15 protein-coding genes are annotated in these 16488 nt (G+C 61.5%); 4 read left to right on the forward strand and 11 right to left on the reverse strand.

All coding sequences use genetic code 11. The features are described from left to right. Window position 1: 1 nt before the first annotated feature. The 4 genes from KMZ68_RS18880 (at window position 2) to KMZ68_RS18895 (ending at window position 4739) form a co-directional block, all read left to right on the forward strand. Window positions 2-1075 carry a branched-chain amino acid ABC transporter permease gene (locus KMZ68_RS18880; RefSeq protein ID WP_215612688.1) on the forward strand — a complete coding sequence of 358 codons (1074 nt, stop codon included), beginning with the start codon at window positions 2-4 and terminating at the stop codon, window positions 1073-1075. Window positions 1076-1132: 57 nt separating this feature from the next. After that, window positions 1133-2425 (forward strand): ABC transporter substrate-binding protein, encoded by a 1293-nt coding sequence (locus KMZ68_RS18885; RefSeq protein WP_215612689.1) that lies wholly within the window; start codon window positions 1133-1135, stop codon window positions 2423-2425. Between the two features lie 117 nt (window positions 2426-2542). Then, on the forward strand, window positions 2543-3385 hold the full coding sequence (locus KMZ68_RS18890) for an ABC transporter ATP-binding protein (RefSeq protein WP_215612690.1): 843 nt from the start codon (window positions 2543-2545) through the stop codon (window positions 3383-3385). Window positions 3386-3512: 127 nt separating this feature from the next. Next, window positions 3513-4739: a phenylacetate--CoA ligase family protein gene (locus tag KMZ68_RS18895; RefSeq protein ID WP_215612691.1), complete on the forward strand. Its 1227-nt coding sequence runs from the start codon at window positions 3513-3515 to the stop codon at window positions 4737-4739. A gap of 36 nt (window positions 4740-4775) precedes the next feature. Here KMZ68_RS18895 and KMZ68_RS18900 read toward each other — a convergent pair whose 3' ends face one another. The 11 genes from KMZ68_RS18900 to KMZ68_RS18950 all read right to left on the reverse strand — a co-directional run bounded on the left by KMZ68_RS18900 (window position 4776) and on the right by KMZ68_RS18950 (window position 16485). Continuing rightward, complete coding sequence (locus tag KMZ68_RS18900; RefSeq protein ID WP_371741357.1) at window positions 4776-6095, reverse strand: nucleotide sugar dehydrogenase; 1320 nt, start codon at window positions 6093-6095, stop codon at window positions 4776-4778. Between the two features lie 189 nt (window positions 6096-6284). Further along, on the reverse strand, window positions 6285-7223 hold the full coding sequence (locus KMZ68_RS18905) for a hypothetical protein (RefSeq protein ID WP_215612693.1): 939 nt from the start codon (window positions 7221-7223) through the stop codon (window positions 6285-6287). A gap of 118 nt (window positions 7224-7341) precedes the next feature. Continuing rightward, window positions 7342-8571 carry a glycosyltransferase family 4 protein gene (locus KMZ68_RS18910; protein WP_215612694.1) on the reverse strand — a complete coding sequence of 410 codons (1230 nt, stop codon included), beginning with the start codon at window positions 8569-8571 and terminating at the stop codon, window positions 7342-7344. Window positions 8572-8580: 9 nt separating this feature from the next. Further along, window positions 8581-9714 (reverse strand): UDP-N-acetyl glucosamine 2-epimerase, encoded by a 1134-nt coding sequence (locus KMZ68_RS18915; protein ID WP_215612695.1) that lies wholly within the window; start codon window positions 9712-9714, stop codon window positions 8581-8583. Further along, window positions 9711-10823: a UDP-2-acetamido-2,6-beta-L-arabino-hexul-4-ose reductase gene (wbjC, locus tag KMZ68_RS18920; RefSeq protein WP_215612696.1), complete on the reverse strand. Its 1113-nt coding sequence runs from the start codon at window positions 10821-10823 to the stop codon at window positions 9711-9713. Before wbjC ends, KMZ68_RS18915 begins: the two co-directional genes overlap by 4 nt. A gap of 5 nt (window positions 10824-10828) precedes the next feature. Beyond that, window positions 10829-11857: a polysaccharide biosynthesis protein gene (locus KMZ68_RS18925; RefSeq protein ID WP_215612697.1), complete on the reverse strand. Its 1029-nt coding sequence runs from the start codon at window positions 11855-11857 to the stop codon at window positions 10829-10831. Between the two features lie 102 nt (window positions 11858-11959). Next, window positions 11960-12736, reverse strand: coding sequence for an AglZ/HisF2 family acetamidino modification protein (locus KMZ68_RS18930; protein ID WP_215612698.1), 777 nt, complete (start codon window positions 12734-12736; stop codon window positions 11960-11962). A gap of 2 nt (window positions 12737-12738) precedes the next feature. Further along, window positions 12739-13353 carry an imidazole glycerol phosphate synthase subunit HisH gene (gene hisH, locus KMZ68_RS18935; RefSeq protein ID WP_215612699.1) on the reverse strand — a complete coding sequence of 205 codons (615 nt, stop codon included), beginning with the start codon at window positions 13351-13353 and terminating at the stop codon, window positions 12739-12741. Then, entirely contained in the window at window positions 13350-14498 is a 1149-nt protein-coding gene (locus tag KMZ68_RS18940) for an N-acetyl sugar amidotransferase (protein WP_215612700.1), read from the reverse strand. The genes hisH and KMZ68_RS18940 overlap by 4 nt, the downstream gene beginning before the upstream one ends. Window positions 14499-14536: 38 nt before the next feature. After that, a complete protein-coding gene (locus tag KMZ68_RS18945) occupies window positions 14537-15760 on the reverse strand; it encodes a glycosyltransferase family 4 protein (protein WP_215612701.1) in 1224 nt (407 codons plus the stop codon). A 74-nt stretch (window positions 15761-15834) separates the two neighbouring features. Continuing rightward, window positions 15835-16485, reverse strand: coding sequence for an acyltransferase (locus tag KMZ68_RS18950; RefSeq protein WP_215612702.1), 651 nt, complete (start codon window positions 16483-16485; stop codon window positions 15835-15837). Window positions 16486-16488: the final 3 nt, after the last annotated feature.

Consider the following 16488-nt stretch of genomic DNA (forward strand, 5'->3'; position numbering starts at 1 on the left):
CATGGCAGGCCAGACCCTCATCCCCGCCGGCGATTTCCGCACCACCTATGCGGCGGACACCACCGTGTTTCCGACCAGGACCAGCCGCAATGCGATGATCGCCGGCATCGTCCTGATCTGCTTTGCGCCGCACCTCCTGAACGAATACAGCCTCAGCCTCCTGATCCAGATCGGCATCTTCGGCATCGCCGCGCTCGGCCTCAACATCGTCGTCGGCTTCACCGGCCAGATCTCGATCGGCCACGCCGCTTTCTTCGGCTTCGGAGCTTTCACGTCGGCCTATCTGTCGAACCGGCTCGCGATCCCGGTGTTCTTCTGCATTCCGCTCGCGGGCATCGTCACCGCGGCGGTCGGACTGGTCTTCGGCCTGCCCGCCGCGCGCCTGAAGGGGCTCTATCTCGCGATCGCGACGCTGGCCGCGCAATACATCCTGCTCGATTTCTTCGCGCGCGCGGAATGGTTCACCGGCGGCAGCGTTCCCGCCAGCGCCGAGCCGTTCTCGATCTTCGGCTATTCGTTGCGCGGCGATAAGAAATACTTCTACGTCGTGCTGGCCTACGTCGTCGTCTGCTATCTGCTGGTGACCAACCTGATCCGCTCGCGCGACGGCCGCGCGCTGGTCGCGGTGCGCGACCACTATCTATCCGCCGAGATCATGGGCATCAACCTGACGAAGTATCGCACGCTGTCGTTCGGCCTCGCCGCGTTCTTTGCCGGCGTCGGCGGCGCACTCTATGCGCACTACAATCAAGTGGTTTCCAACGAAGGTTTCGGCATCGACCGCTCGATCATATTCCTGGCCATGATCATCATCGGCGGGCTCGGCTCGATCATGGGCACCCTGATGGGCACCGCCTTCATGGTGCTGCTGCCGGAATCGATGGAGTGGCTCAGCGTCGCGCTGCGCGACAGCCCGATCGACCAGTTCCTCGGACTCAAGAACAACATCGCATTCCTGCGCGAGATGGCCATCGGGATCATCATCATCGTCTTTCTGGTCTTCGAGCCGGATGGACTCGCGCATCGTTGGCGCCAGATCAAGGCTTACTGGAAACTCTACCCGTTCTCGCATTGAGGTCGGAACGGGCAGGCAACAAGAAGACCTCGAGAAGAAAACCGGAGGATTATGCTTATGAACATGAAAGCTCTTCTCAACAGCGCCGCCTTGGCGGCGATGCTTGGCGGCATGTCCGCCGTCACGCCCGCCATGGCCCAGACGCCGATACCGCTTGGCAATCTGGTCGATTATTCCGGCCCGACGTCCGACGTCGGAACGCCCTACGGACAAGGAATCGTCGACACTTACGCCTGGATCAACAAGAGCGGCGGCGTCAACGGCGCCAAGGTCAATCTCGACACCGTCGACTACGGCTATCAGGTGCCGCGCGCGATCGCCCAGTACAAGAAATGGTCAGGCGGCGACAAGGTCGCCGCGATTCTCGGATGGGGCACCGCGGACACCGAAGCTCTCACCGGCTTTCTCGCCGAAGACAAGATTCCCGACATCTCGGCGTCTTACGCCGCCGCACTCTCCGACCCGACCGGCGCGGGCGGCAAGGCCAAGCCCGCTCCCTACAACTTCTTCTACGGTCCGAGTTATTCGGACGCGGTTCGCGGCATGCTGACCTGGGCCGCCGAAGACTGGAAGGCCAAGGGCAAGCCCGGCAAGCCGAAATTCGTTCATATGGGTGCCAACCATCCGTATCCGAACGCGCCGAAGGCGGCGGGTGAGGCCATCGCAGCCGAACTCGGCTTCGAACTGTTGCCGCCGATCGTGTTCGCGTTGACGCCCGGCGACTACAGCGCGCAGTGCCTGACCCTGAAGAGCTCCGGCGCCAACTACGCCTATCTCGGCAACACCGCGGGCTCGAACATCTCGGTCCTGAACGCCTGCAAGGCTGCGGGCGTCGACGTGCAGTTCCTCGGCAACGTCTGGGGCATGGACGAGAACGCCGCCAAGGCCGCCGGCGCCGCCGCCAATGGCGTGGTATTTCCGCTGCGCACGGCGGTGGCCTGGGGTGGCAACGCACCGGGTATGAAAACCCTGATGGAAATCTCCAAGATGTCGGATGCGGCCGGAACGGCCTATCGGCCGGTGCACTACATCGCAGGCGTCTGTAGCGCGCTCTACACGAAGGAAGCCGTCGAATGGGCCGCCAAGAACGGCGGCGCGACCGGCGAGAACGTCAAGAAGGGCTTCTACCAGAAGAAGGATTGGGTGCCGGCCGGCATGGAAGGCGTCTGCAACCCGTCGACCTTTACCGACAAGGATCACCGCGGCACGCTCAAAGTCGATCTGTATCGCATGAAGATCGCCGGTGCGACCGACGCGCCGCTCAACGAGCTCACCAAGAACGGCGTGATCAAGCTCGAGAAGGTCAAGACTATCGACCTGCCGCGGAAGCCCGAATGGCTCGGCTGGTAAGCTAGCGGTCGCCGAGAGGCGGCCCAACGCACTCAGGCCGTCGGTCCCCCGCGAAAGCGGGGGATGACGGCAGTGGGTGCTACGAAGCGTGGTTTTACGACGACGTCAGGATCGACCATGACCGAAGCGACTGAAATCGATCGCCCGTCAGCAGCGGCGGCGCAAGCCGTCGCCCCGCTGCTCAGCGTGCGCAACATCGAGGTGGTCTACGACAACGTCATCCTGGTGCTGCGGGGCTTGAGCCTCGAGGTGCCTCAGGGCGCGATCGTGGCGCTACTCGGCGCCAACGGCGCCGGCAAGTCGACGACGCTGAAGGCGATCTCGGGGCTGCTCAAGACCGAAGACGGCGAAGTCACCCGCGGCGAAATCCTGTTCGACGGCGAGCGCATCAACGGCATCGATCCCGACAAGATCGTGCGCCGCGGCATCTTCCAGGTGATGGAGGGCCGCCGCATCATCGCCGACATGACGTCGCTGGAGAATTTGCGGCTCGGCGCCTTCACCCGAACCGACAACGAGATCGGCGCCGACATCGACAGGGTGTTCGACTATTTTCCACGCCTGAAGGAGCGCACCGGCCTCGCCGGTTATCTCTCCGGCGGCGAGCAGCAGATGCTGGCGATCGGCCGCGCGCTGATGGCGCGCCCGAAGATGATCCTGATGGACGAGCCATCGATGGGACTGTCGCCGCTGCTGGTCAAGGAAGTGTTCGGCATCATCGGCAAGATCAATCGCGATCTCGGCGTCACCATCCTGTTGGTGGAGCAGAACGCGCGCGCCGCGCTGTCGGTGGCAAGCCACGGCTACATCATGGAACAGGGCAAGGTGGTGCTCGACGGCTCGGCCTCCGAATTGCGCGACAATGAGGACGTCAAGGAATTCTACCTCGGCGGCGCCGGCGACCAGCGCAAGAGTTTTAAGAACCTGAAAAGCTTCAAGCGGCGGAAGCGGTGGCTGTGAAGCCGATTTCTTTCCCCGTCGTTCCGGGGCGCGCAAAGCGCGGACCTCAGATGTGCAATGCGCATCGGGGAACCACGAGATTCCGGGTCTGGTCCTGCGGACCATCCCGGAATGACGAAGGTGACATATGACCAACCACTACGACGCCCTCGAAACCCGCGAGCCCGCCGCACGCGAGGCGGAGCTGTTTTCGCGGCTGCCGGACGTGCTGCGCCAGGCGATGGCGGCGCCCACCTATGCCGAGCGCCTCCGGGGAATCGATCCCGCTTCCGTCACTGACCGGGCCGCGCTGGCAGCGCTGCCGCTGCTGCGCAAGTCCGACCTCCCTGCCCTGCACAAGGCCGCCCCGCCCTTCGGCGGCCTCGTCCCGGGCCCTCCAGGCTCGTTCGGGAGGCTGTTTACATCACCCGGCCCGATCTTCGAGCCCGAGACCACCCGGGCCGACCCATGGCGCGGCGCGCGGGCGCTGTTTGCCGCCGGCTTCAGGCCGGGAGACGTGGTGCTGAACACTTTCAGCTATCACCTCACGCCGGGCGGCTTCATCTTCGACGCCTCCGCGCGCGCGCTCGGCTGCGCGGTAATCCCAGCCGGTCCCGGCAATACCGAAGCGCAATTCGAGCTGATCGAGGCCTATCGCCCGGTCGGCTACAGCGGCACCCCGGATTTCCTCAAGATCCTGCTCGACGCGGCCGACAGCGCCGGGCGCGACATCTCCTCGATCAAGCGCGCGCTGGTGTCGGGCGCGGCGTTTCCGAAGTCGCTGCAGGACGAGATCAAATCCCGCGGTATCGACGCCTACCAGGCGTTCGGCACCGCCGATCTCGGCCTGATCGCCTTCGAGACCTCATCCCATGACGGCATGGTGGTCAACGAGGACCTGATCATGGAAATCGTGCGGCCGGGCACCGGCGACCCCGTCGCCGGGGGCGAGGTCGGCGAAATCGTGGTGACCTCGCTCGATCCGCATCACCCCTGGATTCGTCTGGCCATCGGCGACCTCACGGCGGCGCTGCCCGGCCCGAGTCCGTGCGGACGAAGCAACATGCGCATCAAGGGCTGGATGGGCCGCGCCGACCAGACCACCAAGATCAAGGGTATGTTCGTGCGTCCCGAGCAGATCGCGGAAATCGGCAAGCGCCATCCTGGACTGGGGCGGCTGCGCCTGGTGGTGACGCGCGAGGGCGAGGCCGACGTGATGACGCTCAGGGCCGAATGCGGCTCGCCCAGCGAGGCGCTGCGCGGCGAACTCGCCGCGACACTGCGCGCAGTCACCAAGCTCGGCGGGTCGATTAGTTTGGTCGCGGGCGGTTCATTGCCGAATGACGGCAAGGTCATTGTGGACGAGCGCAGCTAGCGGTTTGGCGGCCTGAAAGACGAGCCCGCCGCCAGTTCAAGCCCTGATGATGTTCGGAGCCGGCTCCAGAAACTTTCCTCGGCAATCCACCAGCAACTGGGCAGTCGACTTGATCAGTTCGTAGTCGAACTTGTCGTGGTCGGTGGCCAGCAGCAGGCAGTCGAAGCTGGCTATGGTCTCCCTTGTCAGCGCCACGCTGGAAAGCGAAAAATGATGTGCGCGCATCCTCGGAAACGACGGAATATGGGGATCGCTGTAGGAAATCGATGCTCCGAGGCCTTGCAGACGTTCCATCAGAACGACCGAAGGAGACTCTCTGGAATCGTCCACGTTCTTCTTGTAGGCGATGCCGAGCACGAGAATCTTGCTGCCGTTGACCGATTTCTTCCTGGAGTTCAGAGCGTCGACGACTTTCGAGACGACATAGTCCGGCATCGAGGAGTTGATTTCACCGGCGAGTTCGATGAAGCGGGTATGAACGCCGTATTCGCGAGCCTTCCAGGTCAGATAGAACGGATCGATCGGAATGCAGTGTCCGCCGATCCCCGGGCCGGGATAGTAGGGGACAAAACCGAACGGCTTGGTGGCGGCAGCGCGAATAACCTCGTGAAGATCGATGCCCATCTTGTCGGCGACGATCTTCATTTCGTTGACCAGGCCGATGTTCACCGATCGGTGTATGTTCTCGAGCAGCTTCGTCAGTTCGGCGGCGCGCGTCGAGCTGACGGGGACCACCTTGTCGACGACCTGATTGTACAGGGCAATCCCGGCCGCCAGGCACTGGCTTGTACAGCCGCCACACACCTTTGGAATGGTCTGGGTGGAATAACTCTGATTTCCGGGATCTTCCCGCTCCGGGGAGAAGACCAGGAAGATGTCCTCGCCGACCTTGAGGCCCTGGGCCTCGATGCGCGGTTTCAACTCCTCGTCCGTGGTGCCGGGATAGGTCGTACTTTCGAGCGAGAGCACCATGCCGCGGTGCAGGTACGGCAGCACGGAATCGATCGTACTCAGGACAAAGCTCAGGTCGGGCTCACGGTGCTTGCTGAGCGGGGTCGGCACGCAAAGGATGAGAGCGTCGACCTCGGAAACTCGCGTGAGGTCTGTGGTCGGCTCGAGGCTCCGACCGACAAACCGCGACAATTTCCCGGAATCGATATGTTCGATATAGGACCGGCCGCTACGCAGCGCGTCCACCTTGGATTGATCGACGTCGAAGCCAATGACGTCATAGCCGACCTCGCAATAGCGGAGCATCAGCGGCAGACCGACATATCCCAGTCCGATGATGCCGATCCTGGCGGCTTTCCGATTCAGCTTGGTTATCAATTCCGAGTGTGTGTCAGTCACCTGCAAGCCTTTCAACTCATGATCTTGTAACGGAGGCGCCCGGCTGCCGGCCCGGAATGGCGCTGCCGAAGTTTCGTACTTGTTTATCCTGCCAACCGCGGCAGCGCTGGACGATGCAGGTGCGATCGTCGCCCTGGCGAAACGCCGACCGGGATTCGCTCCGTCTCTCGACGCAGGCGCACAGGGATCTCTGATTCACCCGACGGCGCTCTCCTCTCGGCGGAATAAGCCGCCGAGCCGACGGAGCCCCAGTGCATACTTGGAGCAAGCGAGCGCAGGCACGAGGACCTCGCGAAACAGAAGAATAACGACCAGTCCGGCGAACATGATCGCTGCGGCAACGAGAGCAATCCGGCCTTTGGCCGGCGCAACCGGATCTACCGGCATGGTCGGCGGCAGAACGATGGCATCATGACCCGGCCCTTCGACGATCGATCTCAATTCCTCGCTCTTGGCGACTCCATCGGTACGCAGCTTGATCAAATCGGCAACATTGACCGGAGCGTATCCGGTCTTGATGTCGGGACGAAACAGCTCCGGATGAGCCATCAACTGCGCAATTGCCGTCGATAGATCGGCCGATTGAACCTCGAGCGCCTCCCTCAGCCGCTGCAGGGAAGCGAGCTTTTCCGGCGGCGGCTTCATTGCGGCGAGCCAGGAATCGACTGTTGCGGTCAATATATCGCGCGCGCGTGACGGCTCGGCGTCCAACACTTCCAGAACGTAAAGCGAGGATGACCTCGAATCGGCTCCCTGGACCGGCCTGAACTGGATTCTTGATGCCAGATAGCTCCTGCCTTCTTCCGGGGGCATCGAGGAAAATGGCTGCCGCTGGGAAAGCTTGCGCAGCACCGCATCCACGACCACCGGAGACGGAATAAGCGTTGAACTCCTCTTGGCCATCGCCTCCTCCAGCGGGCCAACATAGGCATAACTCCGATAGGATTTCGGCAGCAGCAAGCTGCCGGCATAGGCAACGGCCCCCGCGATCAGCGGACCAATGATCAGGAGCTTCCAGTGTCGCAAAATGACAAGCAGCGAGTCGAGCAATAGTGCCCAGGGGTCAGCCTCAGCGCTCGTGGGCGGTTCTTGCTGCGACAACGAACCTTGCGTTGATGGGAAATTCTGATTCATAGCGCGCCAGACATTCTAACTACTCCCGGGTGATAGTGGCTTGCCGCAGCCGAACCCGCAATTGATAAGTTGATGACCGACCCGTTGGCCGAAAAACGACCATCGATCCCGGCCCCGCTCAGGGAGCCTGCACCACCTCGGCCAGCGCCTGTTCCAGCCTGTCGACAAGATGTTCGCGGTTGAATTCGCGCCCCGCATAGGCACGACCGCGAGTTCCCATCGCCGCGCGTTCGGCGGCTGGGGTTTCGATCAAGCGCCGCACCTGACGCACCAGTCCGGGCCCATCGCCGGCTGGACAGACCAGTCCGGCCCCGGCTTCTTCAATCACCCGAGCGCCCTCACCATCGAGCATGCCGAGGATCGGAACCCCGGCGGCGAGATAACTCTGCACCTTGCCGGGGATGGTCATACTGAAGATCGAACCGGCCTTGAGCGAAACCAGCAGCGCATCGGCGGCGCGAAAAAACGACGGCATGCGTTCGATCGGATGCTGGCCAAGCAACGTCACGACGTCGCGCAGGCCTCGCGCATCGACCTCGGCTTCGACCTGCGCTTTCGCCCGTCCGTCGCCGACGATGATCCAGTGAATGTCGATTCTGTCGCGCAACGCTTCAATCGCGCTAAGAATCGACGGAAAATCCTGCGCTTCGCCGATATTGCCTGCGAACAGAATCTTGAACTTTCCGTCATATGGACTGAATTCGGGGACGGAGGTCTGCCTGGCTGGGGATGCATCGAAAACCTGTTCAGCCCAACCGGGAAGATAATTCACGCGGGTCGCATCACCCCCATAGCGTACCACATTGGCAACGAACGCCCTCGATTGCACGAACACGCAAGCCGAATGGCGATAGATGAAGCCGATGAGATGGCCGACCCAACGCAACATGAATTTGAAGCGGATCGCGCCAACCGCGGCCAGGGTTTCCGGCCAGAGATCCAGCACCCAGATCGTGACCGGTGCGCGCTTCAACCGGCCGATCAGCAAGGCCGGCAAGGCGGCCGTCATCGGCGACACCAGATAGGAAAAAACCACGTCATATGACCTGCCTCGGAGCCGCCAGGCGCCGACGGTCGACCCGGAAATGACGAAGCTGAGATAGTTCAGGGCCAGCTGGAGACGGCTCTGGCCGCGCGGGATCAGCGGCACGCGGACGATCGACGCGCCGCCATATTGCGAAAAGCATCCGGGGTTCTTGCGGAAATCCTCGAAGATTCGACCCGAGGGATAATTCGGCACTCCGGTCAGCACCGTCACTTCGTGTCCGCGCGCGACGAGTTCGGCCACCAGCTCGTTGATACGAAAATTCTCCGGCCAAAAATATTGACTGACGATCAGAATCCGCAATTGCTTCGCTCAATCGTACTTACGCCAGACTACTCGGTTCACATAGTCCGTGTAGCTGTGAATGATCCGAACGATCTTGTCCGAGACGTTCGGCACGTCGTAATCGCCCACCAGATGGCCGGTTCTGACCGGCCCGCGGGATTGCTGCTCCAGCAGGGACAACGCTTGACGCACCCGCCCGATCTCGAGGCCAACCATCATCACGGCCGCCTCCTCCATCGCTTCGGGCCGCTCGTGCGCCTCGCGCAGATTCAGTGCCGGAAAGTTCAGGATTGACGATTCCTCGCTGATCGTTCCGCTGTCGGAAAGCACCGTCCGCGCCGACATCTGCAATTTCACATAATCGCTGAAGCCGAGCGGCTTGAGCAGGCGGATCTGACCGTGAAATTTCGTGCCGTCCTCCTCGATCCGCTTGCGTGTGCGGGGATGGGTCGAAACGATCACCGGCAGACCGTGATCTTCCGCAATGCCGTTGAGTACGGCGACCAGCTTGCCGAATGAGCGTGACGATTCGATATTTTCCTCGCGGTGGGCACTGACGACAAAGTATTGTTCAGGGGTCAGCCCCAATTGCGTCACCACGTTCGAGGCGTCGATCTTCGTGCGATAGTGCGACAGCACCTCGAACATCGGACTGCCGGTCTTGATGACGAGATCCGGCGCAAGACCTTCGCGCAACAAATACTCGCGCGCGATCGAGCTATAGGTCAGGTTGACGTCGGCGGTATGATCGACGATGCGGCGGTTGGTCTCCTCGGGAACCCGCTCATCGAAGCAGCGGTTGCCGGCTTCCATGTGGAAGATGGGAATTTTGCGGCGCTTCGCCGGAATCACCGCGAGACAGCTGTTGGTGTCGCCGAGCACCAGCATCGCATCCGGCTGCTCCTCGGCCAGCACATCATCGACCTTGGCGATCACATTGCCGATCGTCTGCATCGCGCTGTCGCCCGCGCAGCCCAAGAAGCGGTCGGGATTTCGAACTCCGAGGTCCTCGAAGAAGATCGCATTGAGTTCGTAGTCGTAATTCTGCCCGGTGTGGACGAGCACCTGGTCGCAGTGAATGTCCAGCTTGGCCATCACCCGCGACAGACGGATGATCTCCGGCCGGGTGCCGACGACGGTCACGACCTTCAGTTTCCTCACGCGACCACCTTCATGGTTATCGTATCGGGCCGTGCGCGATCGAAAATCTCGTTTGCCCACAGCATGACGATCAACTCGTCATCGCCGACGTTGGTTATGTCGTGCGCCCACCCCGGGATGGTTTCGACGATGTATCCCTCGCCGCCGCGCACTACTATCTCATGAAATTCGCCGGTCACGATCTGCCTGAAGCGAAACTTCGCGCTGCCGCGAATGACCACGAACTTTTCGGCCTTGGTGTGATGATAGTGTTCCCCGCGGGTGACGCCGGGATGCGCGGTGAAGTACGAGAACTGACCGCAGTCCGGGGTCTTCAATACCTCCGCGAAGGTGCCGCGCGGATCGTCGTATTGCGGGATCTGGTAGGCGAATGAGGCTGCGGGAAGATGCGTAACGTAAGTTGCGTAGAGCGCCCTCGTCAGGCCGGTGCCGACCGGCGGGGTCAATAGTGTCGAACGGCTGATGAAGAAACTGCGGATGATATCCGCAACTTCGCCGACCGTCGTTTCATAGACGGGCCCAGCCTCCATCAGGCCCGCCGCCGGACCCGGCGAGGCCAGACAGCGGAGCATGGCATCCACCACGTCATCGACATAGACAAGCCGGAGCTTGGCGGCCGGATCGTCGACGCGGATGGGCAGGCCCCGGGCCACGTTATGACAGAAGGTAGCGACGACCGAATTATAATCCGGCCGCGCCCACTTGCCGAACACGTTGGTCAGGCGAAACAGAAGGACCGGCGCCCCGCTCTCCCGGCCGTAGCTCAACAGGATGTTTTCCGCGGCGAGCTTGCTTCGTCCGTAGGGGTTCTCCAGCGCGGCCTGCGACGATGAAGAAAACACCACCGGCGTCCGTCGACCGACGCTGCGAAGCGCCTGGCAGAGCTGCTCGGTGAAATCCCGGTTACCCCGGACGAACTCGTCCTCAGTCTGCGGACGATTGACCCCGGCGAGGTGAAAAACGAAATCAGCAGCGGCGAGCCCGGCCACCAGTTCCTGTGGCGAGGAGGAACGCGTGATGCCGACAATGTCCTGGTAACCGGCTTCGCGCAGGCGAATCCGCAAGTTCGCGCCGAGAAACCCGTCTGCTCCGGTAATCAGGATGCGCATCAGGCTCAATCGTCCAGATCAACCGGCTCGCCGCGCGCGATAGACTGCACGAACTCGAGCCGAAGCAGCAGCTCCTTCATCGCGGGCACGTCGAGCTGGACCGTATTCTCGGAATTATAGTCATGGCCCGCGCTGATGCGACGCTCGCCTTCTTCGACGAATTTCGCGTAGTTGAGATCGCGGCCGTCCGGCGGCACCCGATAATAATTGCCGCGACTTTCGGCGTGACTCATCTCCTCCCGGCTCAACAGCGTTTCGTAGAGCTTCTCGCCATGCCGCGTGCCGATTTCAAGTATCGGATGGTCCGGCCGCCCCATCACCTCGAGCAGGGCGCGCGCCAGCACCGCGACGGTCGCAGCCGGTGCCTTCTGGACGAAGATGTCGCCGTTTTGCCCATGCGTGAACGCGTGCAGCACGAGTTCGACCGACTCGTCGAGCGTCATCATGAACCTGGTCATTGCGGGATCGGTGATGGTGATCGGCTTGCCGGCGGCGATCTGCTCGACGAACAACGGGATCACCGACCCCCGGGACGCCATCACGTTACCGTAACGCGTTCCGCAGATCACGGTCCCCTGCAGATTGCGCGAAACCGCGACCATGACCTTCTCCATCATGGCCTTGGACATTCCCATTGCGTTGACGGGATAGACGGCCTTGTCGGTGCTCAGGCACACGACGCGCTTCACGTTCGCGGCGATCGCTGCTTCGAGCACGTTCTCGGTACCGAGAACATTGGTGCGGACAGCCTCCATCGGATAGAATTCACAGGACGGCACCTGCTTCAGCGCCGCCGCGTGAAAGCAGTAGTCGACGCCACGCATCGCCGCGGCAACGCTACGCGGTTCCCGCACGTCGCCGATATAGAACTTCAGCTTTGGGTCCGGATATTTCTTCCGCAGGTCATCCTGCTTCTTCTCGTCCCTGCTGAAGATCCTGATCTCGCGCATGTCGGATGCAAGGAAGCGCTTCAGCACTGCCTTGCCGAACGAACCGGTCCCGCCCGTTATCAATAGAACCCTGTCATCAAACATTCGAAATTCCGGATATCGGGTCTGTCTCTCGCCTATTGCGCCCATTTCTGGTTGCACAGCACATTGTCACTCGCGTTGACTCGGCAACTCGTCCAGCAATTCCTACCGCAAAGCAAGCTGAAAAAGCTCATCCTTTTTTGGCGGCTCGGGATAGTTAATGAGGACCGCCCTGTAAGGGCCCTTGAATACAAAAAGGCTGCCCGCAGCCGCACCGACCACGCCGCACGATGCCACCAGTTCGCCGATATGCGCAAGCGAGCCGGCGCCGCCCAGCAGCGTTACCGGAAGCCTGACGGCCTGCCTGACCGATCGGGCCAACGCCAGGTCGTAGCCCTTCATCCTACCGTCGTTATCGATGGAATTAACGACGATTTCACCGGCCCCAAGCGACTCGGCCTCCTGCGCCACATCGATGACCGGGCGACCGGTACTGCGTGTCCCGTTGTGGGTCCACGCCAGGTCGCTGCCGGTTCGCGGGTCTTTCTTCGCATCGATGACAACGACCACGCTCTGCCCGCCGATTTCCTGAGCCGCCGCCGAAACAAGCTCGGGTGTTTCGATCGCAGCCGAGCTGATTGCGATCTTCTCGACCCCGAGTCCGATGATCCGCCTGGCCTGCGCGACGGTCTTGACGCCGCCGCCATAGCACAGAGGCATCCGGCATTCCGCCGCAAGGTTGGCAACCATCTTGAAGTCGGGTTCGACGCCCCGGACGGTGGCGTCGATATCGAACACCGCAAGCTCGTCCGCCTGCTTCTCGTTGAATATCTTGACGGCATTGATCGGATCGCCGACGTATTTCGGCTCCTTGAATGCGACCGTCTTCACAAGCCCGCCGTCGTGGACCAGGAGACAGGGTATGATTCTCGGCAGCAGCACGATCAGAGCCCCGCGAAATTTCGCAATAGACGATTTCCGAAACTGTGACTCTTTTCGGGATGAAACTGCACGCCGTAGATATTGGACGACTGCACCGCGCAGACGAAATCCGCCCCATAGTTGCAGGTTGCGAGCGCGTCTTCCCGCCGGTCGCAGTTCATGTAGTACGAATGCAGAAAATAGAATCTTGCGTTGTCATGCAGCTCATCGAACAGCCTGCTTTGCGACAGCGGTCGCACATCGTTCCAGCCCATGTGCGGCACCGGCATGTCCCTCATGGCCTCGGTCGACTTGAAGGCCCTGACTTCGCCGTCGATCCAGCCGAGGCCCGGCAGACTTCCTTCTTCGCTGGAGCGCGCCAAGATCTGCATGCCGACACACACCCCGATCACGGGCACCTTGTCCCCAAGCACCATATCGTCGAGCGCACCGCGCATCCCCGACTCCTGAAGAAGCCGCATCGCATGATCGAAATGTCCGACGCCCGGAAGGATCAGCTTCGACGCCCCCTTCAGGTCGCCGGCCGTCCTGGCGACCGCCACCTTGATGTTGGCCCGGTTGTAGACGCTCGCAAACGCCGCGATATTGCCGAGCCCGTAATCGACGATGGCAATCATCGCACCATCATCTTTTGCACGCCCAGCGCGCGCAGCACCTTGGTCCCGAGATCGATCAGCGGCATGCTCGACTTGTAGTCGCGATAGCTCTTGTTGGGTCCGTTCATCAGCGCGCGGAGTTCCCCAACGGTAAGGTCGAGCTTGGTTGCGACATACTCGAATTCATGCGCCATCGTCTCCTCATCATAGGCGGGCTGCGCGATCCGCCGCAACGCTTCATCGCGCGACAGCTGCCCTGTCAAAATCAGGCTTGAAAAATGGGCGCGGCGCTTATCGTAGCCGAATTTGACCGGAAGCCAGTAGCCCTCATAGAAGCGGGTGAAGCGCGACTCGTAGTGCTTGTGGGCGTATTTCTGCCAGCCGAACCGGTCGGCCAGTTCCTGCATCGCGTCTTCCTTGATGTAGGGAAAGTTGTTGAGCGGCTTGACGATCCGCATGCCCTTGACGAACCGGTAGTAAAGCTTGTGGGTGAAGATATCGGTCAGCGGGAACGTCTTCAGCGGGCGGGTCCCGAACCGGGCGTGGATGTCCTTCAACTGCCGCAGGTCGGTGGCGTGATAGTGCCATTCGAGCGGTTCGCGCACGCACTCGGTGGAATAGTTCGCGCCTGTTATGACGTATTTGAAGCCGTGGCTGGCAGCGAAATTATACAAGCCGGCGAAGAAGGCATGATCCTGCGGCGTATCGAGATGCGGCACCTGCGCCTTGAAGAAGGCGAGCTGCAGATCCTTCATCTCCTGCCAGTCGATCACCTCGGTGTGCAGATCGAGATGGAGACCATCGACCATCTTCTCGATGTTATTGACCGATTGCTGCGAATTCCACCCCGCATCGACGTGGAAAATCAGGGGCCGCAGCCCCAGCTTTTCCTTGGCGAGCAAGGCGACGTATGAACTGTCGACGCCGCCGCTGACGCCGATGATGCAGTCGTGATCGCGATCGCGCCCCTGGTTGCGGATGGTTTCAGCCACCGCCAGCATCTCGCGCTCGCCGCGCGCATCCGGATGCCAGTTCGGCAGGATGTTCCGATGGTAGTTGTTGCAGTAGTCGCACCAGCCGCGGCTGTCGAAGGTGATGTTAGAGTCCGACGTATCCATGATGCAGCTGGTGCAGATCTGGTACGCGCGCTTCGAGGAAACATTCATGCTGGGCTGACTTCGGTCGATGATGGACAAGGTTGATCTCAGGGGCGCGCGCGATTGTTCTGTACAACCCGCGTGTAGATCGCCAGCAATTTCTTGGCGTTCGCCTCGGGATTGAAGTTCTTTTCCGCCAGTTCCCTGGCGTGGGCGCCCATCCGGCGCACATCTTCGGGGTGATCGGCAAAATGCATGATCGCCGCAGCAAGCTTTTGCGGATTCCGGCCCGGAATGGCAAGCCCCGTCTCCCCGTCGACGAGCGTATCGGGAAACGGATTTTCGATCGCGACAATCGACGGAACCGAGGAAAATGCCGCCTCGAACACCGGCCGCCCCGGCGCATCGAAATGCGACGGGAAGGCGATAACGTCGATCCGCTCATAGACGCGTTGAATGTCGACGGTCGGACCGAGCAAATGAAAGATATCGGAAAGCCCCTCTTCCGCGACCCGCACCGCCAGTTCCTCCTGGACGTTCTGCGCAAGTCCGGCCGCGGCCAGCAGCCGGGCCTTCAGCCCCCGATCGACGACGGTTACACCGCCGACGATCACATACTCGACGTCGCGGCCGGCCACCCGCACCAGCTTTGCCGCCTCCAGCAGATCGAACAGCCCCTTCGAATGATGCAGGTTGCCGACGAAGCCGATCTTCAGCGAGGTCGGGCGCAGCGCATCGAGCTTTGCCTGCATTGCCTCGTCCGGCTGGGCCAGCTTCTTCGGCGTGAACGAATTCTGGATAACGTCCACATTCAGCCATGCAGGCAGGGTCGCTCTGGTTGTTTCATTGATCGCGATGATCGCGGCTGCGTTCCTGCGCAGCCGTTCGAAGAGCCAGCGGCACCTTATCGACTTGTCGTCCATCCGTGTTGGCGAGCGCACATGAACGACAAGCGCGGCACCGAACAGCCAGCGCGCTATCAGGCCTGGGATGACGCACAGAACCTCGTTGATGTGAATGACGTCGACGGTCTTCCAGCGGGCCCGCGCCCGCAGCAGCGCCACGATTGTGAAAGGGAAATAGAGGATTTCCCTGATCAGGATCAACCAGCGCACGCCCCGATAATAGCTGTAACGCGTGTTGTCGAATTTGGTGAGCCCGCGCGTCACCACCATGTCCTTCGCAATTTGCGAATAGAAATCCAGCGCAGTCCCCTGCACCGCGACAAAATACGGATCGACCGCGCCGCGCGACAGCGGCCTCACCACCTCGAAAAGGCTGCGCGATGCGCCGCCAAGCGGTCCATCGCTGTCCAGATACAAAACCTTCATCAAATTCCCATTCGCGTTCGCAACGTCGTCAGTGCCCCCGGTTCCTTGCCCTGAAGCAGCGGCTCGGATCAGGCTCAGGAGGCCTGCCGCCTCTCAAGCTTCTTGCCGGGAACATAACGCAGGATGTCGTCAGGTCCGGGCCGCCTCGATAACTCACTACCGTTCAGAACATAGACGTCGTCGGTATGCCGGCATCGCCACTCGCCGGATCCGGAAAGCGGGAGTTCTACCCGTTCGCCGAATGCGCTGACCCAACCCACCTGGCGCGCTGGGGCGCCGAGCATCAACGACCAGTCCTTCGCGCTCTTGGTGAGAACTGCGCCGGCACCCAGAAAGGTCCCGGCGCCGACCGTGATGCCCGGCACCACGGTCGAGTTTGCACCGAGGGTCGCCCCTGTCTTGACAAGCGTTCGTTGGAAAATCTCCCGCCTGTTAACGGCCGCGCGCGGAAACGAGATATGCGTGAACACCATGAATGGGGCGCAGAACACGAAATCCTCGAGCTCGACATGCGAGAACACCGAGACGGAATTTCCGAGCCGGCAGGCGTTTCCCACGACGGCACGGTTTCCGATGTAGGTGTTTTGTCCGAGGTTGCAGTTCTCGCCGACGACGGCACCGGCCTCCAGGTGGGAAAAATGCCATACCGAACTGAAGGCGCCGATCTTGGCCCCCGCATCGACTACCGCAGTTGGGTGTATGTAGGTTTCCGGTTCAAGCCACATCGC

It is taken from the genome of Bradyrhizobium sediminis (assembly GCF_018736105.1).
Taxonomy (GTDB): Bacteria; Pseudomonadota; Alphaproteobacteria; order Rhizobiales; family Xanthobacteraceae; genus Bradyrhizobium.